The 20354-nt window shown below is 68.5% G+C and carries 23 protein-coding genes; 10 read left to right on the top strand and 13 right to left on the bottom strand.

The genetic code is table 11. The features are described 5' to 3' along the window. Positions 1 to 41: 41 nt before the first annotated feature. Positions 42 to 1397, top strand: a complete 1356-nt coding sequence (locus tag DYE23_RS11000; RefSeq protein WP_115327208.1) for an HNH endonuclease signature motif containing protein — start codon at positions 42 to 44, stop codon at positions 1395 to 1397. Positions 1398 to 1414: 17 nt separating this feature from the next. After that, a complete protein-coding gene (locus DYE23_RS10995) occupies positions 1415 to 1798 on the top strand; it encodes a hypothetical protein (RefSeq protein ID WP_172527747.1) in 384 nt (127 codons plus the stop codon). A 3-nt stretch (positions 1799 to 1801) separates the two neighbouring features. On the opposite strand, the gene aldR is transcribed toward DYE23_RS10995, so the two are convergent. Next, complete coding sequence (aldR, locus tag DYE23_RS10990) at positions 1802 to 2317, bottom strand: HTH-type transcriptional regulator AldR (RefSeq protein ID WP_115327207.1); 516 nt, start codon at positions 2315 to 2317, stop codon at positions 1802 to 1804. 91 nt (positions 2318 to 2408) lie between these two features. Between aldR and ald the strand changes: the two genes are divergently transcribed. Then, complete coding sequence (ald, locus tag DYE23_RS10985) at positions 2409 to 3524, top strand: alanine dehydrogenase (RefSeq protein ID WP_115327206.1); 1116 nt, start codon at positions 2409 to 2411, stop codon at positions 3522 to 3524. Between the two features lie 16 nt (positions 3525 to 3540). Here the strand turns inward: ald and DYE23_RS10980 are convergent, their stop codons facing one another. Together DYE23_RS10980 and DYE23_RS10975 are read right to left on the bottom strand one after the other, a co-directional pair. Next, complete coding sequence (locus DYE23_RS10980; protein WP_115327205.1) at positions 3541 to 4332, bottom strand: VOC family protein; 792 nt, start codon at positions 4330 to 4332, stop codon at positions 3541 to 3543. 77 nt (positions 4333 to 4409) lie between these two features. Then, on the bottom strand, positions 4410 to 4784 hold the full coding sequence (locus DYE23_RS10975) for a YchJ family protein (RefSeq protein WP_011894869.1): 375 nt from the start codon (positions 4782 to 4784) through the stop codon (positions 4410 to 4412). A gap of 46 nt (positions 4785 to 4830) precedes the next feature. On the opposite strand from DYE23_RS10975, the gene DYE23_RS10970 reads away from it, so the two are divergent. Continuing rightward, positions 4831 to 5397 carry a DUF4334 domain-containing protein gene (locus tag DYE23_RS10970; protein ID WP_115327204.1) on the top strand — a complete coding sequence of 189 codons (567 nt, stop codon included), beginning with the start codon at positions 4831 to 4833 and terminating at the stop codon, positions 5395 to 5397. Position 5398: 1 nt separating this feature from the next. On the opposite strand, the gene bla is transcribed toward DYE23_RS10970, so the two are convergent. The 5 genes from bla to DYE23_RS10945 all read right to left on the bottom strand — a co-directional run bounded on the left by bla (position 5399) and on the right by DYE23_RS10945 (position 11681). Continuing rightward, positions 5399 to 6289 (bottom strand): class A beta-lactamase, encoded by an 891-nt coding sequence (gene bla / locus DYE23_RS10965; protein WP_013472044.1) that lies wholly within the window; start codon positions 6287 to 6289, stop codon positions 5399 to 5401. An 18-nt stretch (positions 6290 to 6307) separates the two neighbouring features. Beyond that, a complete protein-coding gene (locus DYE23_RS10960; protein ID WP_172527746.1) occupies positions 6308 to 7657 on the bottom strand; it encodes a M16 family metallopeptidase in 1350 nt (449 codons plus the stop codon). Beyond that, complete coding sequence (locus DYE23_RS10955) at positions 7635 to 9893, bottom strand: polyribonucleotide nucleotidyltransferase (RefSeq protein ID WP_115327203.1); 2259 nt, start codon at positions 9891 to 9893, stop codon at positions 7635 to 7637. The genes DYE23_RS10960 and DYE23_RS10955 overlap by 23 nt, the downstream gene beginning before the upstream one ends. A gap of 377 nt (positions 9894 to 10270) precedes the next feature. Then, positions 10271 to 10540, bottom strand: coding sequence for a 30S ribosomal protein S15 (gene rpsO, locus DYE23_RS10950; RefSeq protein WP_011894874.1), 270 nt, complete (start codon positions 10538 to 10540; stop codon positions 10271 to 10273). 166 nt (positions 10541 to 10706) lie between these two features. Then, positions 10707 to 11681, bottom strand: a complete 975-nt coding sequence (locus tag DYE23_RS10945) for a bifunctional riboflavin kinase/FAD synthetase (RefSeq protein WP_013472046.1) — start codon at positions 11679 to 11681, stop codon at positions 10707 to 10709. 80 nt (positions 11682 to 11761) lie between these two features. Here DYE23_RS10945 and mntR point away from each other — a divergent pair, with 80 nt between their 5' ends. Further along, complete coding sequence (gene mntR / locus DYE23_RS10940; RefSeq protein ID WP_013472047.1) at positions 11762 to 12490, top strand: manganese-binding transcriptional regulator MntR; 729 nt, start codon at positions 11762 to 11764, stop codon at positions 12488 to 12490. Between the two features lie 8 nt (positions 12491 to 12498). Then, complete coding sequence (locus tag DYE23_RS10935; protein ID WP_011894877.1) at positions 12499 to 12930, top strand: type II toxin-antitoxin system Rv0910 family toxin; 432 nt, start codon at positions 12499 to 12501, stop codon at positions 12928 to 12930. Between the two features lie 97 nt (positions 12931 to 13027). On the opposite strand, the gene truB is transcribed toward DYE23_RS10935, so the two are convergent. From truB to pptH, 3 genes are read right to left on the bottom strand one after another with little or no spacing between them, the layout of a single operon-like run. Continuing rightward, entirely contained in the window at positions 13028 to 13912 is an 885-nt protein-coding gene (gene truB / locus DYE23_RS10930) for a tRNA pseudouridine(55) synthase TruB (protein WP_115327202.1), read from the bottom strand. Continuing rightward, positions 13909 to 14586, bottom strand: a complete 678-nt coding sequence (pptT, locus tag DYE23_RS10925) for a 4'-phosphopantetheinyl transferase PptT (protein WP_011894879.1) — start codon at positions 14584 to 14586, stop codon at positions 13909 to 13911. Before pptT ends, truB begins: the two co-directional genes overlap by 4 nt. Then, positions 14583 to 15530, bottom strand: coding sequence for an ACP phosphodiesterase PptH (gene pptH, locus DYE23_RS10920; protein WP_011894880.1), 948 nt, complete (start codon positions 15528 to 15530; stop codon positions 14583 to 14585). The genes pptT and pptH overlap by 4 nt, the downstream gene beginning before the upstream one ends. 153 nt (positions 15531 to 15683) lie before the next feature. Here pptH and DYE23_RS10915 point away from each other — a divergent pair, with 153 nt between their 5' ends. Continuing rightward, entirely contained in the window at positions 15684 to 16286 is a 603-nt protein-coding gene (locus DYE23_RS10915) for a DUF3558 domain-containing protein (RefSeq protein WP_011894881.1), read from the top strand. Positions 16287 to 16293: 7 nt separating this feature from the next. Further along, a complete protein-coding gene (locus DYE23_RS10910) occupies positions 16294 to 17928 on the top strand; it encodes a CocE/NonD family hydrolase (protein WP_115327201.1) in 1635 nt (544 codons plus the stop codon). Here the strand turns inward: DYE23_RS10910 and DYE23_RS10905 are convergent. Together DYE23_RS10905 and DYE23_RS10900 are read right to left on the bottom strand one after the other, a co-directional pair. Continuing rightward, positions 17917 to 18516, bottom strand: coding sequence for a DUF1802 family protein (locus DYE23_RS10905; RefSeq protein WP_115327200.1), 600 nt, complete (start codon positions 18514 to 18516; stop codon positions 17917 to 17919). The genes DYE23_RS10910 and DYE23_RS10905 overlap by 12 nt on opposite strands. Continuing rightward, positions 18513 to 18779 carry a DUF2277 domain-containing protein gene (locus tag DYE23_RS10900; RefSeq protein ID WP_172527745.1) on the bottom strand — a complete coding sequence of 89 codons (267 nt, stop codon included), beginning with the start codon at positions 18777 to 18779 and terminating at the stop codon, positions 18513 to 18515. Before DYE23_RS10900 ends, DYE23_RS10905 begins: the two co-directional genes overlap by 4 nt. A 46-nt stretch (positions 18780 to 18825) precedes the next feature. Between DYE23_RS10900 and DYE23_RS10895 the strand changes: the two genes are divergently transcribed. Both DYE23_RS10895 and DYE23_RS10890 read left to right on the top strand, forming a co-directional pair. Then, positions 18826 to 19590 (top strand): enoyl-CoA hydratase, encoded by a 765-nt coding sequence (locus DYE23_RS10895; RefSeq protein WP_013472052.1) that lies wholly within the window; start codon positions 18826 to 18828, stop codon positions 19588 to 19590. 147 nt (positions 19591 to 19737) lie between these two features. Then, positions 19738 to 20349 (top strand): class I SAM-dependent methyltransferase, encoded by a 612-nt coding sequence (locus tag DYE23_RS10890; protein WP_013472053.1) that lies wholly within the window; start codon positions 19738 to 19740, stop codon positions 20347 to 20349. Positions 20350 to 20354 lie beyond the last annotated feature (5 nt).

Here is a 20354-nt window from a genome sequence, read left to right as displayed (position 1 = left end):
CGGTGGCTGGGTTGTCGGTGGGTCGCACTAGTGTTCGATGTATGGATGGGGTGGCCGAGGCGGTCGGGGTGATCGGTGAGCAGCTCGCCGTGCTGGCCAAGGCCGCCGAGGACCTGTCTCACCGGGAGTTGATCGGGCTGCTGGCGGAGTTGACGACGGTGCTGCGCTCAGCCCCGGCCGTCGAGCACGCCGTGCTGGCGCGGCTGCTCGACGAGACCGAGCCGCATCATCTCGGCGAGGCGTCGTGGAAGAAGGTGTTGACCACTGCGTTGCGGATCAGCAGCGCCGAGGCGGGCCGCCGCCTGCAGCGTGCGAAGAATCTGGGGCCGCGGCGGGCGATGACCGGGGAACCGCTGGCGCCGGTGTGGGAGTCCACCGCCGCCGCCCAGGCCCAAGGGCACCTGGGCGAGGAGCATGTGGAGATCATCGCGAAGTTCCACAAGAAGCTGCCCTCCTGGGTCGATGTCGACACCCGCGCGGCCGCCGACGCCCAGCTCGCCCACACCGGTTCCGGATTGGGGCCTGAGGAGCTCGCCCAGGTAGCCGACAGGCTGTTGATGATGATCGACCAGGACGGCCCCGAACCGTCCGAGAAAGAGAAGGCCACCAGGTTCTGGGTGAAACTGGGCACGCAGCAGCGCGACGGGGGCCGCACCATCAGCGGTTACGTCGATGCCGAAACCAGCGCCTATTGGGAAGCCGTTCTGGCCAAAGAGGCCGCGCCGGGCGCCAACATGGCCGAGCAAGAGAAGGCGGGCGATACCCGCACCCAGGGGCAACGCAATCACGACGGCCTCAAAGCGGTGCTGCGGCGCACGCTGGAATCCGGACAGTTGGGCAGCCACAACGGTTTACCCGTGACCGTGATCGTGTCGACCACTCTGCAGGAGTTGGAGAAAGGCGCCGGGGTCGCGGTCACCGGCGGCGGCTCACTGCTACCGATCCCGGATCTGATCCGTCTTGCCGCCGATGCCCACCACTATCTGTATGTCTTCGACGGGCACACCGGCCAGAGCCTCTATCTCGGCCGCGCCAAACGCCTCGCCAACGCCGCGCAGCGCATTGTGCTGCACGCCCGCGATCGCGGATGCACCCGCCCGGGCTGCACCGTGCCCGGCTACTGGTGCCAGGCCCACCACGCGAGCGCGGACTGGAAAGACGACGGCCACACCGACATCGACGACCTCACCTTCGCCTGCGGACCGGAAAACCGGATGATCGAGAACACCGGCTGGACCACCCGCAAGAACAGCAGGAACCAGACCGAGTGGATCCCACCACCAGACCTGGAGACCGGCCAACACCGCGTCAACGGCTACCACCACCCCGAACGCCACCTCCTCCCACACGAGGAAGGCGAAGACTCTTCCACGAGCAGGGACTGCGACGACCCGTAGCCGGGTAACCTCAGCGAATGCGCTGGACACACGCACGTAGCTCACTGGTCGCCGTGGCCGCAGGATGCATGGCCGTGGCCGTCACGCTGTCGGTGACGCCCGCGCAGGCGGCGCCCTACGGCAGCAACGGGGTGTTCGGCGTGACGACACAGCCCCGCGACGGATGGGCGACCACCTACATCCCGCCCGGCCGTTACCGCGTCGACCAGTCGCCCAGCATGCAGCCCTACCAGAGCCCGCCGGGGCGATGGTTTCGGTGCAGCGAATTTCCCTGCACCCCAACAGCTCCGGGTAACATCATCGGCTCAGGAGCAGCATTGCGCGACGCCCCGACATTCGTCGACATCCTGCCGACCGACGTCGCCGTCGCCTTGCACAACGTCACGTTGACGCCGGCCTGACCACTACAGCGGCGACGCGCCGCGCAGGTGCTCGAAGATCAGCGACGTCTGCGTACCGGCCACGTCGGCGTCGGCGTTGAGGTTCTCCACCACGAACGCCCGGAGATCCTCGGTGTCGCGCGCGGCCACATGCAGGATGAAGTCGTCGGCGCCGGCCAGGAAGTACACGTCCATCACCTGGGGCTTGCGCCGGATCGTCTGGATGAAGTGCCGAATCTGGCTTCGGGAGTTCGCCTGCAGACTCACTGAGATCATCGCCTGCAGCGTCAGCCCGATCGCGGCCGGATCGATGTCGGCGTAGAAGCCGCGGATCACCCCCAACTCCTGGAGCCTGCGCACCCGGCCGTGGCACGTCGACGGCGCGATGCCGACGAGCTCGGACAGCGCACTGTTGGCCATCCGTGCATCGCTGTGCAGGGCGGTCAGGATCCTTCGGTCGACGTCGTCGAGGGTGACTTCCCGAACATCCTTCGGCGCCAGCCCCGCAGATGAGCGCGATGTCGTTGATTCTTTCGACATTGCCGCAGTTTAGCGAATCTTCGATGCAAATATTGCGGCTAAACCGCTGTTTCTTCACAATTTACTCAACAACACCTACAGAGGAGCGATCATGCGTGTCGGAATCCCGACCGAGATCAAGAACAACGAATTCCGGGTCGCCATCACCCCGTCCGGAGTCGCCGAACTCGTGCAGCGCGGTCACGAGGTGCTAATCCAGTCCGGCGCCGGCGACGGATCCTCGATCTCCGACGCCGACTTCAAACGGGCCGGGGCACAGATGATCACCGGCGCCGACGAGGTGTGGAGCGAAGCCGACCTTCTCCTGAAGGTCAAGGAACCCATCGAGGCCGAGTACTCGAAGATGCGTAGGGGCCAAACCCTGTTCACCTACCTGCATCTGGCCGCGTCCAAGCCCTGCACCGACGCGCTCATGGCATCCGGCACGACGTCGATCGCCTACGAAACCGTGCAACTCGCCGACGGGTCACTTCCCCTCCTGGCTCCGATGAGCGAGGTCGCCGGACGACTGTCGGCGCAGGTCGGCTCGTACCATCTGATGCGCAGCCACGGAGGCCGCGGCGTCCTGATGGGCGGCGTCCCCGGAGTCGCCCCGGCGGAGGTCGTCGTCATCGGCGGTGGTGTCGCCGGCTACAACGCCGCGCGGATCGCCAAGGGCATGGGCGCCCATGTCAACGTGTTCGACGTCAACATCAACACGCTGCGCAAGATCGACGATGAGAACAACGGCGCCATCGAGACCCGCTACTCGTCCTCGCTCGACCTCGAAGACGCCGTCAAGCACGCCGACCTCGTGATCGGCGCGGTCCTGGTCCCCGGTGCCAGAGCGCCCAAGCTCGTCTCCAATTCGACTGTCGCAGCGATGAAGCCGGGCGCTGTACTGGTCGACATCGCCATCGACCAGGGCGGCTGCTTCGAGGATTCCCGGCCCACCACGCATGACGACCCGACGTTCGCGGTGCACGACACCGTCTTCTACTGCGTGGCCAACATGCCCGGGGCGGTGCCGCGCACGTCGACGTACGCGCTGACCAACGCGACCCTGCCCTACGTTCTCAAGCTCGCCGGTCGCGGATGGCGGGATGCGTGCCGCGCGGATCCCGCTCTGGCCAAAGGGCTTTCGACGCACGAGGGCGCCCTGCTGTCCGAGCAGGTCGCCGCGGACCTCGACGTGCCCTACACCGACCCGGCCGAGCTGCTGGCCTGATCGCCGACGCGTCGTTTCACATGCCGGCGGGCGGATGCCCCAGGCAGATCAGCGCGCCGAGCGGATCCCGCAGAGCTGCCAGCGTGCCGTACGGCGTCTCCTCGCCCGGCATCAGGATCTGTGCTCCCAGGGATTCGGCCCGCGCCACGGTGCCGGCCACATCGTCGACCGTGATGTAGATCTGCCAGAACGACGGCACCTCGGCCGGGAACAGGGTGGCGGAGTCCATGATTCCCGAATACGCGCTCTCACCGATGAACAGCTGCGCGTAGCGGTCGGGACCGACGGCATTCGGGTCGCCGCCGGTGCCGATCTCCTCCGTCCGCGCCCCGATCACCTGCGGATAGAACGCCAGCGATTTCTCGTAGTCCTTGCTCTGGCATTCGAACCAGTACGGGGTGCCGTGCACCTCCCACTGCGTGAACCCGACGTGGGTGCCCGGTTGCCAGAAGCCGATCACCGCGCCGGCCGGGTCGGTCACAACCATCATCGAGCCCATGTCACCGACCGGCATCGGCGGCACCATCACCGATCCCCCGGCGGCCTCGACGGCGCGCACGGTCTCGGCGGCGTCGGCGGTGTGAAGGTAGACCGACCAGACGTTGGGAACCCCGCCCATATGAGGGAGCAGGCCCGCGACCCTGCGGCCGTTGACGGTGAAGTTCTGGTATCCGCCGAACTCGGCCTGCGGTGGCGCCTCGACGTCCCAGCCGAAGACGGCGTGGTAGAACTCCGCTGCCCGGGCGGGATCGGTGCTCATCAGGTCGAGCCAGATCGGCGCGCCTACCGGCGCGGCATAGTCACTCATCAGATTCCTCTCCAGAAATTCACCTGTCCGAGGTGTAGACAGCGCGTCCGTCCGGGATTCATCGCAGCCCGGGTCGCTCAATCGAAGATCTCGCCGTCGACGTAGAACCAGCGCCCGGCGCGCACCGCGAACCGGGACCGTTCGTGCAGAACGCCCGCCCTGTGGTGGGCACGGAACTCCACCTCGCCGGTGTCGTCGCCGGGCCCGCCGTCGACGCGGTCCACGATCTCCAGGCGCGTCCACGTGACCGTGAGATCGGTGACGTCGGCCGGGCGGGTGCGCGGATGCCAGGTCCGCCAGACGTACTCCGCATCGCCGGCCACGAAGGCGCTGTAGCGCGACCGCATCAACTGTTCGGCGGTCTCGGCGCCCCGCTGACCCGTATGCAGCGGCAGACAGCATCTGCCGTAGAGATCGCCGCTACCGCACGGGCACATGTCGTCGGAACGCATGCTCACATTGTGCCCCGCTTGACATGTGTCAAGTAGGCTCGCGGACATGGCGGCTCTCTCCGAGGTTCTTCCCGACGATGTCCCGACCACCACGGCCGACGCCCTGGCACTGTTCGACTCGCTCGCTGCGGTCGACCCTCAATTCATGATCGGCACCTGGCACGGCGCCGAGCTTCCGACCGGCCATCCGCTCGACGGCATCCTGGCCGCCAGCGGATGGTGGGGAAAGCGCTTCCGGGACAACGAAACCGTCGATCCGCTGCTCTTCCCGACCGCCGACGGAGCCGGCCTGTTCGCGCTGAACCCGGCGCCGGCGTTCGCCGGCCTGGGGCTCTTCACCAGGTTCCCGATGCTGAAGAAGCAGAACTTCACCGCAGCGGTGGCGACACTGCGGCCCGCGCTGCAGGCCCTCGGCCCCAAGGCACGATTGCGCACCACCCGCTACCGCGGCGTCGACACCGCGACGATGATCTACGACCAGCTGCCGATCAACGACGTGTTCCGCCTCGTCGACGACACGCCCGGATCGGAAGTGGTTCTCGGCGCCATGGATCTGCGCGGCTACGACGCGCCGTACTTCTTCGTGCTGCTGCGCGACGGCTCGCGCAGCTGAGTCAGAGCTCGGACAGCACCAGCGTCGCGAGCTCACCGATCAGCGGTCGCAGACTCGGCGCATCGGGATCGTCGCTCGCCGACCGGGTCATCACCGCCAGCAGCAGCCGCTGCCCCGCCGGACCGAACGCGATGCCGACGTCGTTGGTGCTGCCGTAATCGCCGCTGCCGGTCTTGTCGGCGCTCGTGTACCCCGCCGGCAGTCCGGCCCTCATGCTGGAGGTCTGATTGGCCAGCATCCAGTCGACCAATTGGCGGCGGCCGATGGGATCCAGGACATCACCGGTCAGCAGCGCCTGGTATCCGGTGGCGAGCGCCCGCGGCGTACTGGTGTCCCGGGGATCGCCGGGCACCGCGGAGTTCAGCTCGACCTCCCAGCGGTCCAGCCGCGTCCGGTCGTCGCCGATGCTGCGCGCGAACTCCGTGATCGCCGACGGTCCACCCAGCACCCGCAGCAGACCGTTGGCCGCGGCGTTGTCGCTCTGCTGCAGGGCTGCCTGACACAGCTCGGCCAGCGTCATCGCCGTCCCCACCCGCGGTTCGGTGACCGGCGAGTGCGGGCGGATGTCGGCGGCCTCGATCAGCACGGTGTCGCCGAGCCCGAGTCGACCCTGCTGCACCCGCTGCAACACCGCGCCCGCCGCGTACGTCTTGAACGTCGAGCACACCGCGAACGTGTCGGTGTCGCCGAACGCGAGGGTCGCGCCGCTGTCCAGATCGGCTGCGTACAAGCCGATTCGGGCGTCGTGGCGGGCGGCGAGCGCGGCGATGCGCTCCTCCGGCGGGGGCAGTGGCCGGGCGGGGTCTGCGAGCACGGTCTGTGTCGAACACGCCGTCAGCGCGAACAGTGACAGCCCGCCCAGCAGAACATGCCGTCGGGAAAGTTCCGTCATCGCCGACCAGGCTACCGGTCAACCCGCGATCTGTTGCAACGGCTTCGGCAGCGATCGTTTGGACCGCACCGGGCCGAGCACCGCCGCACCGAACGGACGGGTGAGCAACTGCCGGGCGACCGCGTTGACCTCGTCGATCGTGACCTCATCGATCTTGGACAGTGTGTCCGCGATGGTGCGGTGCTCACCGAAGTTCAGCTCGCTGCGGCCGATGCGGTTCATGCGCGAACCCGAATCCTCCAGGCCCAGCACCAATCCGCCACGCAACGAACCCTTGGCGATCCGGCACTCGTCGGCGGTGATGCCGTCGCGGGCCACATCGGCCAGGATGTCGGTGGTCACCCGGACCACCTCGTCGAAGCGCTCCGGCTGGCATCCCGCATAGATCGACAGCGCACCGGTGTCGGCGAAGGTGTCGACGGTCGAGTACACCGAGTACGCGAGTCCGCGGGTCTCTCGGATCTGTTGGAACAGACGGGAACTCAGGCCACCGCCGAGCGCGGTGTTGAGTACCGACAATGCCCACCGGTGCTCCCAGTGCCGGCCCGGCGTCCGCACACCGAGCGACAGGTGCGTCTGCTCGGCGTCGCGTTTGACCAGCTCGAGCGTCGGGCGCCCGGCCACCCGTCCCGCACCTTTGCGCGGCGCGACCGGGGACCGGCCGCGCACCAGGTGCCGACCGAAGTGCCGGCGCACCAGCCGGACCACCTCGTCGTGCTCGATGTTGCCCGCCACCGCGACCACCATGCGGTCGGGTGTGTAGCGCCGGACGTGGAACGAATGCAGTTGCGAGCGCGTCATTCCCGCGATCGACGCCACGCTGCCGACCACAGGGCGACCCACCGGATGGTCACCGAACATCGCCGACAGGAACACGTCGCCGAGGGTGTCCTCGGGGTCGTCGTCGCGCATCGCGATCTCTTCGAGCACGACGTCACGTTCGACCTCGACGTCGTCGGGTTCGCAGCGCCCGTTGAGCACCACGTCGGCGACCAGATCGACGGCCAGTTCCAGATCGGAATCCAGCACATGCGCGTAGTAGCAGGTGTGCTCCCGCGACGTGAACGCGTTCAGCTCACCACCGACGGCGTCGACCGCCTGGGCGATCTGCACGGCCGTGCGCGTCGGGGTCGCCTTGAACAGCAGGTGCTCCAGGAAGTGCGCGGCGCCGGCCACACTGCGGCCTTCATCGCGCGATCCGACGTTCACCCACACGCCGACCGACGCCGAGTGCACCGACGGGATGTGCTCGGTGACCACGCGAAGGCCACCGGGAAGCCGGGTGCGCCTCACCGCCGGGACGGACGCAGCGCTGCTGGTCCGTCCCTGGCGGAGCGCCCCCGAGCTAGCTGCTTGAGGTCGCGGCATCGGCGGGTGCAGGTGCCTCAGGTGTGGCCGCACCGGCTTCCTCTTCGGCGACGAGGACCAGCGAGATCTTGCCGCGGTTGTCGATGTCGGCGATCTCCACGCGGAGCTTGTCGCCGACCTTGGCGACATCCTCCACCTTGTTGATCCGCTTGCCGCGTCCCAACTTCGAGATGTGCACCAGGCCGTCGCGGCCCGGCAGTAAGGAAACGAAGGCTCCAAAATCAGTGGTTTTCACCACCGTTCCGAGGAAGCGCTCGCCGACCTTGGGCAGCTGCGGGTTGGCGATCGCGTTGATCTTGTCGATCGCGGCCTGCGCCGCTTCGCCGTTGGAGGCGCCGACGAACACGGTGCCGTCGTCCTCGATGGAGATCGACGCGCCGGTCTCCTCGGTGATCGAGTTGATCATCTTGCCCTTGGGCCCGATGACCTCGCCGATCTTGTCGACCGGAACCTTGATCGTGGTGATGCGCGGCGCGTACGGGCTCATCTCATCGGGCTCGTCGATCGCCTCGGCCATCACCTCGAGGATGGTGATCCGGGCGTCCTTGGCCTGTGCGAGCGCACCGGCCAGCACCTGCGAGGGGATGCCGTCGAGCTTGGTGTCCAACTGCAGGGCGGTGACGAAGTCCTTGGTGCCCGCGCACTTGAAGTCCATGTCGCCGAACGCGTCCTCGGCGCCGAGGATGTCGGTCAGCGTCACGAAGCGGCGTTCGACGCCACCACCCTCTACTTCCACATCGTCGGACACCAGGCCCATCGCGATACCCGCGACCGGAGCCTTCAGCGGCACACCGGCATTCAGCAGCGACAGCGTCGACGCACACACCGAACCCATCGAGGTGGAGCCGTTGGAGCTCAGCGCCTCGGAGACCTGACGGATCGCGTACGGGAACTCCTCGACGCTCGGCAGCACCGGCATCAGGGCGCGCTCTGCGAGTGCGCCGTGGCCGATCTCGCGGCGCTTCGGCGAACCGACGCGGCCCGTCTCACCGGTCGAGTACGGCGGGAAGTTGTAGTGGTGCATGTAGCGCTTGGAGGTCTCCGGTCCCAGCGAGTCGATCTGCTGGGCCATCTTGACCATGTCGAGGGTGGTGACGCCCATGATCTGGGTTTCGCCGCGCTCGAACAGCGCGCTGCCGTGTGCCCGCGGGATGACCGCGACCTCGGCCGACAGGGCGCGGATGTCCGTGACGCCGCGTCCGTCGATGCGGAAGTGGTCGGTCAGGATGCGTTGGCGCACAAGCTTCTTGGTCAGCGAGCGGTATGCCGCGCCGATCTCCTTCTCGCGACCGGCGTACTGCTCGGCGAGACGCTCGACGACCTCGGCCTTGATCTCGTTGGTGCGGTCGTCGCGTGCTTCCTTGCCCGCGATGGTCAGCGCCTCGGACAGGGCATCGGTGGCGACGGAGGCGACCGAGTAGTAGACGTCCTCGGCGTAGTCCGGGAACACCGGGTACTCGGCGGTCTCCTTGCCGGCAGCACCGGCCAGCGCGGCCTGCGCGTCGCACAGCGCGGCGATGAACGGCTTGGCGGCCTCCAGGCCCTCGGCCACGACGGCCTCGGTCGGCGCTCCCGCACCGCCGGCCACCAGCTCGATGACCTTGTCGGTGGCCTCGGCCTCGACCATCATGATCGCGACATCATCGCCGGCCTTCCGTCCCGCGACGACCATGTCGAACACGGCTCCTTCGAGCTGCTCGACGGTCGGGAACGCGACCCACTGGCCGTCGATCAGCGCGACGCGGACGCCGCCGACCGGACCGTTGAACGGGATGCCCGAGATCTGGGTCGACGCCGACGCGGCGTTGATCGCCAGCACGTCGTAGAGATCCTTGGGATCCAGGCTCAGCACGGTGACGACGACCTGGATCTCGTTGCGCAGACCCGAGATGAACGTCGGGCGCAGCGGCCGGTCGATCAGGCGGCAGGTCAGGATCGCGTCGGTGGACGGGCGTCCCTCACGACGGAAGAACGAGCCGGGGATGCGGCCCGCGGCGTACATCCGCTCCTCGACGTCGATCGTCAGCGGGAAGAAGTCGAAATGCTCCTTGGGCTGCTTGCTGGCGGTCGTGGCGCTCAGCAGCATGGTCTCGTCGTCGAGGTAGGCGACGACGGCGCCGGCGGCTTGGCGGGCCAGCCGGCCGGTCTCGAAACGGATGGTGCGGGTGCCGAAGCTCCCGTTGTCGATGGTGGCGGTGGATTCGAACACGCCCTCTTCGATTTCAACTACAGACATAGACGTCCGTACGGCCTCTCTAGATCGTCCTTCAACTGTTTCGCGTGGACACGCGCAGCGAATGCGGACTCGGAAGGTTCCGAGAAGGCCGGCCCGGATGCGTCGACGGCCGTCGATCGAAGCTGTCGGAGTCTCTCTCCGGCAGCCACTACCGAAGACCGCGCGATCAGGCGGTTCCTTGTCGTGTCACGCGGGAACGGTGCACGCGGGTCTGCGAGGACCGCACCCATGTGTGTTCGTGCCGATGGCAGTCGAACGCACCTATGTTACATCCCGGCACCTGCGAAACCCCTAATCCGGGCCCCGCAGGCACGGGTGCACCACGAAGTCCGCCCCGCGGCCAGAGGCAGCGGGGCGGATTCACGGGTCGCGCAGCGTCAGCGGCGCAGGCCCAGACGCTCGATCAGCGAGCGGTAGCGCGCGACGTCGACCTGGGCGACGTACTTCAGCAGCCGGCGGCGACGGCCGACCAGCAGCAGCAGGCCACGACGCGAGTGGTGGTCGTGCTTGTGCTGCTTGAGGTGTTCGGTGAGATCGGAGATCCGCTTGGTGAGCAACGCGACCTGAGCTTCGGGGGAACCGGTGTCGGTGTCGTGCAGGCCGTACTGGCCGAGGATCTCTTTTTTCTGTTCGGTGGTGAGCGCCACGAATACAACTCCATCAATTCGGTCCGCGAACGCGGGGCCCGTCTCTCCGGACCCCGAAAAAGGCGCGGCCACCGCGAACTGCAGCACGCGCCGGGTCGGCAGGGAGTCTAGCAGCGGGTCCCGGCTACCGAAGAATCCGCGAAAAGCGCAGCTCTACCGCATCGCTCTACTGCGCCGACAGGATGGTTCGGGCACGTTCGGTGTCCCCCTCCATCGCGGTGATGAGGTCGGCCACCGAGCCGAACTTCTCCTGGCCGCGCAGCCGGGCGACGAAGTCGACGGCAACATGCTGGCCGTAGAGGTCCGCCTCCGTATCGAGCACGAACGCCTCGACCGTGCGGGTCCGCCCGGAGAACGTCGGGTTCGTGCCGACCGAGACCGCGGCCTGATAGCGCTCGCCGGGAGTGACCGTGCCGACGACGGGCCCGTGCCCCAGGACGGTGAACCACGCGGCGTACACACCGTCGGCCGGGATCGCGGCATACATCGGCGGTGCGACGTTGGCGGTTGGGAAGCCCAGGTCGCGGCCACGACCGTCGCCGCGCACCACCACGCCCTCCACCCGGTGTGGACGGCCCAGCGCCTCCTCGGCGGCGACCATGTCGCCGGCGTCGACGCACGACCGGATGTAGGTCGACGAGAACGTCACCGTCTCGTCGCGATGGTGTTCTGCGACCAGCGAGAGCGAGTCGACCGCGAAGCCGAACCGGTCCCCCGCCTTGCGCAGCAGCTCGACGTTGCCCGCGGCCTTCTTGCCGAAGGTGAAGTTGTCGCCGACCACCACCTCGACGACGTGCAGACGTTCGACGAGCAGTTCGTGGACGTAGCGCTCGGGGGTGAGCTTCATGAAGTCGGAGGTGAACGGCATGACGAGGAAGACGTCGATGCCCATCTCCTCGACCAGTTCGGCGCGCCGGGTCAGGGTGGTCAGCTGCGCCGGGTGGCTGCCCGGGAAGACGACCTCCATCGGATGCGGGTCGAACGTCATCAGGACCGTAGGCACCCCGCGGGAACGGCCCGCCTTGACGGCACGCCCGATGAGTTCCTGGTGGCCGCGGTGCACACCGTCGAACACACCGATGGTGACCACACACCGACCCCAGTCTGTGGGGATTTCATCCTGCCCCCGCCAGCGCTGCACGCCGCTAGCCTACGACCCGCGGGGCTCTGTGACCCAGCAGCATCACCGGATCAGGTGATGATTGCCTAAACTTCATACTCGTGAGTCCTGACGGCAACCCCGCCAACCCGACCGACCTGTCGACGGTCGCCCAGGACTATCTGAAGGTCATCTGGACCGCACAGGAGTGGTCACACGAGAAGGTCAGCACGAAACTGCTGGCCGACCGCATCGGGGTGTCTGCCAGCACCGCCTCGGAGTCGATCCGCAAACTCGCCGATCAGGGCCTCGTCGACCACGAGAAGTACGGTGCGGTGACCCTGACGGACGCGGGCCGGCGGGCGGCGCTGGCGATGGTGCGCCGGCACCGGCTGATGGAGACGTTCCTGGTCAATGAGCTCGGCTACGGCTGGGACGAGGTGCACGACGAGGCCGAGATCCTGGAGCACGCGGTGTCGGACCGGATGCTCGACCGCATCGACGCCAAGCTCGGCTACCCGACCCGTGACCCGCACGGCGATCCGATCCCGGCCGCCGACGGCAAGGTCCCCACGCCTCCGGCTCGTCAGCTCTCGGCGTGTCAGGACGGCGAGGCGGGCACCGTCGCGCGCATCTCCGATGCCGATCCCGAAATGCTGCGGTACTTCGACACCGTGGGCATCAGCCTGGATTCGCGACTGCGGGTCGTCGCTCGGCGGGACTTCGCGGGGATGATCTCGGTGGCCGTAGAGAATCCGGGAAGCTCCGGAGGGTCGACGGCCGCTTCAGACGGTGAAACCACCGTCGATTTGGGAAGTCCCGCTGCAGAAGCAATCTGGGTCGTCGCTTAGGAGTCGCCGTGGCCAAGTTGGAGTTGTCCCGATCGTTGCCGATGCCCGCCGAGACCGCCTGGGCGCACGCATCGGACCTGTCGTCGCTCGGCGACTGGATGCCGATGCACCAGGGCTGGCGGTCCGACGTCCCCGAGGAGATCACCGTCGGGACGACGATCGTCGGCGTGGCCGGCGCCAAGGGCATGCGCAACCGGGTGACGTGGACGGTGAAGCAGTTCGATCCGCCCTCGGCGCTCGCCGTGCATGGTGAGGGCGTCGGCGGCACCCGTTACAAGATGACGATGACGGTGGCATCCACCGGCGACGGTTGCACGTTCACCGTGCGGATGGATCTCGGCGGCGCTCCGTTGTTCGGGCCCGTCGGCGCGGCAGCGGCGCGCGCGGTCAAGGGCGACATCGACAGAGCCATCAAGGAGTTCGAGCGGCGCTACGCCTGAGCATTCGCCGCCCGGGCGGGCCGCCGAGTGCACGATCTCTGACGGGTTCCGGCCGAATTCCCGACATAATTCGTGCGTTCGGCGACGTGTGCGGCGCCTACAGCGTCGCGGGCCGGATCACGACCACGGACCTCGTCCGGGCCCCCGCATCTTCCAATAGAGCCATCACGCGGCCGTCCGGGGCCGTCGCCGCGTAGACGCCGTCGATGCCGGCGGGGGCGAGCGACCGGCCGTGACCGGCGTCGACCACCTCGGCGTCGGTCAGCTCACGGCGCGGGAACGCGTGCAGGCACGCCTCGTCGAGCGAATAGCTGAGCTCGGCGGCGTCGGCGAGTTGCTCGAGGGTGCGGGCCTGGTCCAGGCCGAACCCGCCGACGCGGGTGCGCCGCAGAGCGGTCAGGTGACCTCCGACGCCGAGCGCCGCGCCGACGTCGCGGGCCAGCGCCCGGATGTAGGTGCCGCTGGAACAGTCCACGACGACGTCCACGTCCACGACGTCCCCGTTCCGCCGGACCGCGAGCACCTCGAAGCGGTCGATGCGCACCGGGCGCGGGGGGATCTCGACCTGCTCGCCATCTCGCACCATCTGATAGGCGCGCTTGCCGGCGATCTTGATCGCACTCACCGCCGACGGGACCTGCTCGATCGCCCCCCGCAACGGCGCGATCGCGCGCTCGATCTGCTCGTCGGTCACCTGCGCAGCCGAAATCTGGTGCAGCAGTTCGCCTTCGGCGTCCTCAGTGGAGGTCGTCTGACCCAGCCGGAGGGTCGCCGTATAGGACTTGTCGGTGGCGGTGAGCAGACCGAGGATCTTGGTGGCGCGTTCGATGCCGATCACCAGCACACCGGTCGCCATCGGGTCCAGGGTGCCGGCGTGACCGACCTTGCGGGTGCCGAACAGCCGCCGGCAGCGCCCGACGACGTCGTGGCTGGTCATGCCGCCTGGCTTGTCGACGACGACCAGGCCGGGTTCGGCGCTCACAACACGATCGCGGTCAGCGCGATGCCGTTGCGCACCGACCAGCGGCCGGCCAGCGCCGTCAGCGGCGGCCCCGATTCGGCGGCCGGATCGATCAGGATTCGGGACCGGAAAGTCCCGGCCTGCCCCGTCGAGTCGACGTCGAAGGTGATGTGGGCGTCCTCGAATCCCAGCCAGCGGTGCGTCAGCGGATACCACGCCTTGTACGTCGCCTCCTTGGCGCAGAACAGGACCCGGTCCCAGTGCACACCGCCGGGCATGCCGCCGAGCTCGTGGCGTTCCACCGGCAGGCTGATCGCGTCCAGAACCCCGGCCGGAAGCACATCGTGCGGTTCGGCGTCGATCCCGAGCGACCGGACGTCCGAGCGACGACCGATCGCCGCGCCGCGGAAGCCCTCGCAGTGAGTGAGGCTGCCGACGACGCCGTCGGGCCAGCACGGTTCGCCCTTGTCGCCCTTGAGGATCGGCACCGGCTCCATTCCGAGGTCCACCAGCGCCTGGCGCGCGCAGTAGCGCACGGTGATGAACTCGTTGCGCCGCTTGGCCACCGACTTCGCGATCAGCGGCTCCTCTTCGGGCAGCGGCGCGAGTTCTCGTGGGTCGGTGTACATCTCGGCCGCTGCGAGCGCGTCGACCTCGCCGGGCAGGACTCCGGAGAGCAGCGGCGCGGCGATCATCCGCGGTCCTTGATGCGTTGCTGCATCTTCGCCGCGTTGTCGCGCATCTCCTGGGTGATCTGGAAGTGACCGCCGAACTCGTTGAGATAGCCGGCCGGGTACTTCGGATCCGGAAGAATCTGGCGCAGCCAGCGATACGGCCTGCGGCGACGCCATTCCCGCGGATAACCGACCGACACCTCTTCGAAGCGGACCCCGTCGTACCAGGTGGTGCGCGGGATGTGGAGATGGCCGTACACCGAGCAGATCGCGTTGTAGCGGGTGTGCCAGTCGGCCGTGGCCGTGGTGCCACACCACAGCGAGAACTCGGGGTAGAACATCGCGTCGCAGGGCTCGCGCACCATCGGGAAATGGTTGACCTGGATGGTCGGCATCATCCAGTCGAGGTCCTCGAGGCGCCCACGGGTGTAGTTGACGCGGTCCCGGCACCAGGCGTCGCGCGTCGCGTAGGGCTCCGACGACAACAGGTACTCGTCGGTGCCGACGATGTTCTTCTCACGGGCGATCGCGAGGCCCTCGGCCTTCGTGCCGGCCCCCTGGGGCAGGAACGAATAGTCGTAGAGCAGGAACATCGGGACGATCGTCGCGGGGCCGCCCTCCTCGGTCCAGACGGGGTAGGGATGCTCGGGGGTGACGATGCCCATCTCGTCGCACATGGTGACCAGGTAGTCGTAGCGGGACTTGCCGTAGATCTGCATCGGGTCACGCTGGGTGGTCCACAGTTCGTGATTGCCCGGGATCCAGATCACCTTGGCGAAGCGTTTACGCAGCAGGTCCAGCGCCCAGCGGATCTCGTCGGTGCGTTCGGCGACGTCGCCGGCGACGATCAGCCAGTCGTCGGGTGAGGCGGGGTGCAGTGACTCGGTGACCGGCTTGTTGCCGGTGTGGCCGGTATGAAGGTCACTGACCGCCCACAATGTGGGGCGTCGTTCGTCAGTGCTCACAACGCGTCAGCCTACTTGTGGTCGCACGACGACCACCCGTCGGCAACTGGAACAGGTTCTAAGTTCGGTCCCGGTCGACAGACACGGCCCGTTACACTCCCCACAGCAAGAGGCGTGACGAGCCACGACATTCGGCACCCGAGGGGGTTCTCCATGGTCGCCAAGCTGCGACTGTTCTCGGCGCTGTGCGCGCTGGTCGCAGCGGTTGTCGTGGTCTGCCAGGTGAATCCTGCGGGACTCACCACGCCGGCCGGGGTGGATCTGCGGTCGACGTTCGCACCGCTGCCGGATGCGACGCCGCCTCCCTACGCAAGCACGACGATCAAGTCCCCGGTGATCGACCTCACCGACCCCGATCCGTTCAACCCGTGCCGCGACATCCCGCTCGACGCCGTCCAGCGCATCGGGCTGGCCTACACGCCGCCCACGCAGGAGGACAGCCTGCGCTGCAAGTACGACGCCGGGAACTACCAGATGGCGGTCGAGACGTTCGTGTGGCGCACCTACGAGGAGAGCCTGCCGCCGGATGCGGTCGAGCTCGACATCAACGGCCACCGCGCCGCCCAGTTCTGGATCATGAAGCCGACCGACTGGAACAACCGCTGGTGGATCACCTGCATGGTGGCGTTCCAGACCAGCTACGGCGTGATCCAGCAGTCGCTGTTCTACTCGCCCATCTACTCCGAACCGGATCCGGACTGCATGCAGACCAACCTGCAGCGCGCCCACGAGCTCAGCCCGTACTACATCTACTGAGCGTCGGGTGAGCTCTGAACTCGCTCGGCGCGCTCGGCGCGCGCTGAGCCGTGTCTTCGACCTGCCGCCGCCGGTCTGCGATTTCGTGGTGCACCGCGAGCTGCGGGTGCCGATGCGCGACCGCGTCGAGCTGGTCGCCGACCACTACGCACCGCACACCGCCTCCCCCGCGGGCACGCTGCTGGTGCGCGGACCGTACGGCCGCGGCCTGCCCTTCGCCACCATGTTCGCCTCGTTCTACGCCGCGCGCGGCTACCACGTCGTCTTCCAGAGCGTGCGTGGCACGTTCGGTTCGGGCGGTGAGTTCGACCCGTTCGTCAACGAGGTCGACGACGGCGCCGACACCGCCGCGTGGCTGCGCGACCAGCCCTGGTTCACCGGCACCTTCGCCACGATCGGCCTGTCCTACCTCGGGTTCACCCAGTGGGCGTTGCTCACCGACCCACCCCCGGAACTGGCCGCCGCGGTCATCACCGTCGGACCCGATGATGTCAGCGGGCCGCGTTGGGGCGCAGGCTCGTTCGGACTCAACGACTTTCTCGGCTGGAGCGACCTGGTGGGCCGGCAGGAGGATCCGAACAGGGTGCGCACTCTGCTGCGTCAGGCTCGCGCGCAGCGCCGGGTCACCTCGGCGTCCCTGCGCCTGCCGTTGGCGGCCGCCAGTCGGGAGCTGCTCGGCGACGGCGCACCGTGGTTCGAGTCGTGGCTCGACCATCCCGACACCGACGACCCGTTCTGGACGCGACTGCGGCTGCGCGACGGCCTGGAACGTGCGGAAGTCCCGGTGCTGCTGCTGACCGGTTGGCAGGACCTGTTCGTCGACCAGACCGTCGAGCACTACCGGATGCTCGCCGGCCGCGGCGTTCCGACCGGGCTCACGATCGGGCCGTGGACGCACGGGGACATGATGACCAAAGCCGCCCCGACGATGTTGCGGGAGAGCCTGGACTGGCTCGCGACCCACCTCAAAGGTGAACCACCGCAACGTCGTTCCCCGGTCCGCATCCACCTCAGCCGACGGGGCTGGCTGAACCTGCCCGACTGGCCACCGGCGATGCCCTCGCTGGTCCTGCATCCACAGCCGGGCGGCGGGCTGGCCCCCGGGGCCCCCGGCGCCGCGGACGCCACCTTCGTCTACAACCCGGGCGACCCGACACCGACCGTCGGAGGCCGGCTGCTCTCCCCCGTCGGCGGCTACCGCGACGACACCGCGCTGGCCCGCCGCGCCGACGTGCTGACGTTCACCGGCACCGCGCTGGCCTCGGACCTGCCCGTGGTCGGCGTGCCCGTGCTGGACATGGCGCATACGTGCGCAACTCCGCACAACGACCTGTTCGTGCGGATCAGCCAGGTCGACGCGCACGGACGATCCCGCAACGTCAGCGACGGCTATGTGGCGTCGGCGCCGGATTCGGGCACCGTGACCGTCGAGCTCGACCCCGTCGCGTGGACGTTCCCCGCCGGTTCGCGGATCCGGGTGCTGATCGCCGGGGGCTCACACCCCCGCTTCCTGCGGAACCTCGGCACCGGCGAACATGCCGGGACCGCAACGGATTTCGCCACGGCCCGGCACACCGTGCATCTCGGCGAGGACACCCGGCTCACGCTGCCCGCGGGTCCACCGCCGCCATCAGCCGACTGAGTCGCGGACCAGCCTGGCCACCCGGTCCAGCTCCGCCTCGCTGTGTACCGGCTCGCCCCACCGCGGATCCACCGGCAGCCGCACCCAACTGGAGCACCCGCGGTAGTCCGGGGTGCGCGCCAGACGCACAGGCTCGACCAGCGGGACCGTCGCGACCACCAGCGCCGTCAGGCGGTGCCGGGGCCGGAAGTCGAGCCGGTCGTACTGTACCGACTCACCCGTCCAGATATGATGCACCGCAATGGATCCCAGATTCTCGGGCCGCTCGACAGGGATCGATGCGACCACGCTCGCGCCGGCGCGCACCACGACCTCGTCCTCGGTGCTGTCCGCCGCGGCGGGCTCGAGCAGGTCACGGTGTTCGGGACGCACGCGCTCGGCGTGACTGTGCGCGACCGTCGGAAAGAGCAGGAACCGCGACCCGGACGCCTCGGCAGGGATGTCGAACCGTTTCTCCCCGATGCCGCCCTTGCGCAGCAGCACGGTCTGCCGGCCGTCGAGCAGCGCGTGGATCGCCGCACTCCATTCCTTGAGCGCGGGACGGGTCGGCGGCGCGGTCCCGCGAGATTCAACCGGTGTCGCGGTCACGCCAGGTTCAGACGCTCGCGCACCTCGGGGCGGCGCAGCGGCGGGACGGTCTTGGGCGGCTGCTTGCGCGGCGCCAGACCGGACAGCAACCGCCGGGTCGACTCCGTGACCTCGGCGACGGCCGCCTCGAACGCGTCGGTGTTGGCACCCGAGGGGCGGGTGATGCCGCTGACCTTGCGGACGTACTGACGTGCGGCGGCCTCGATCTCGTCGGCGGTGGCGGCCGGCTCCAGGCCCCTCAGCTCGGTGATGTTTCGGCACATGGACACCACGATAGGCGCGTCCGCGGGAGGCCGATACGGTGAGCGGGTGAGCACCTCCACCGACGTCCTTCTGGTCGACACCCGTGACCGTATCCAGACCCTGACCTTGAACCGGCCCGGTTCCCGCAACGCGTTGTCCGCGGCGCTGCGCAGCCGGCTGTTCGAGGCGCTGCGCCAGGCACAGGCCGACGACGAGGTGGACGTCGTGATCCTGACCGGCGCCGACCCGGTGTTCTGCGCGGGGCTGGACCTCAAGGAACTCGGCGACACCACCGAACTGCCCGACATCTCGCCGAAGTGGCCGCCGATGACCAAGCCGGTGATCGGGGCGATCAACGGTGCCGCCGTGACCGGTGGGCTGGAGATCGCGCTGTACTGCGACATCCTGATCGCCTCGGATCAGGCCAGGTTCGCCGACACCCATGCCCGTGTCGGGCTGCTGCCGACGTGGGGGCTCTCCGTGCGGCTGCCCCAGAAGGTCGGCGTCGGCATGGCCCGCCGGATGAGCATGACCGGCGACTACCTGTCGGCCGACGAAGCGTTGCGCTGCGGGCTGGTCACCCAGGTCGTCCCGCATGCCGAGCTGCAGGACACCGCCCGCCAGGTCGCGACGTCGATCGTCGGCAACAACCAGAAGGCCGTCCGCGCACTGCTGGCCTCCTACCACGACATCGACGACGCGCAGAACGGTGCGGCCCTGTGGCAGGAGGCGGCGGCGGCCCGCGAGTGGATGAAGAGCACCAGCGGTGACGACATCGCCGAAAGCAGGAGCAACGTGATCGAGCGCGGCCGCACGCAGGTGCGGCCCTAGGCCCAGCCGCACGCAGGTGCGGCCCTAGGCCCAGGCACTGGCACCGCGAGCGCGCGGGTCTGCACACCGACACGCCGCTCTCCGCGTGCAGATCTGCGCGCTCGTCGCGGTTGACAGTGCCCCCGGGGTGCACGGCAGAGTCAAGGCGTGGACGGTTCCGAACGCCCGGTCAATCATCATGGTGATCACCCCGGATTCTCCGGGCTCACCGGCCAGCTGTGTGCGGTGGCGTTCCTGCTCACGGGCCGCGAGACCGGACGGCTGGCAGCCGATCTCACCGCAGTCTCAGCGACCGACCATGTCCTCGACATCGGGTGTGGGCCGGGTAACGCGTGCCGCATCGCCGCCGCGCGTGGCGCCCGCGTCACCGGTGTCGACCCGTCCGCGGCGATGCTGAGGGTCGCGCGCATCGTCACCCGCGGCGCCTCCGTCACGTGGGTGAAGGGTGGCGCCGAGGCACTGCCGGTGCCCGACGCCGGGGCGACGGTCGCGTGGGCGCTGGCCACCGTGCACCACTGGCCGGACGTCGATGCCGGTCTGGCCGAGATCCATCGCGCGCTCGGACCGGGTGCACGGTTCCTGGCCGTCGAACGCCAGACCGAACCTGATGCGACCGGCATCAGCAGCCATGGCTGGACCGGCGCGCAAGCGGAAACGTTCGCCGCGATGTGCGAATCCGCCGGCCTGACGACCGTCAGGGTTGGGTCCGGGCGGGCGGGCAAACGGAGGGTCTGGACGGTCCACGCGACGCGCCCCTAGGGTTC

The organism is Mycolicibacterium gilvum (assembly GCF_900454025.1).
Lineage (GTDB): Bacteria > Actinomycetota > Actinomycetes > Mycobacteriales > Mycobacteriaceae > Mycobacterium > Mycobacterium gilvum.
This window is presented reverse-complemented; position numbering and strand designations above follow the sequence as displayed.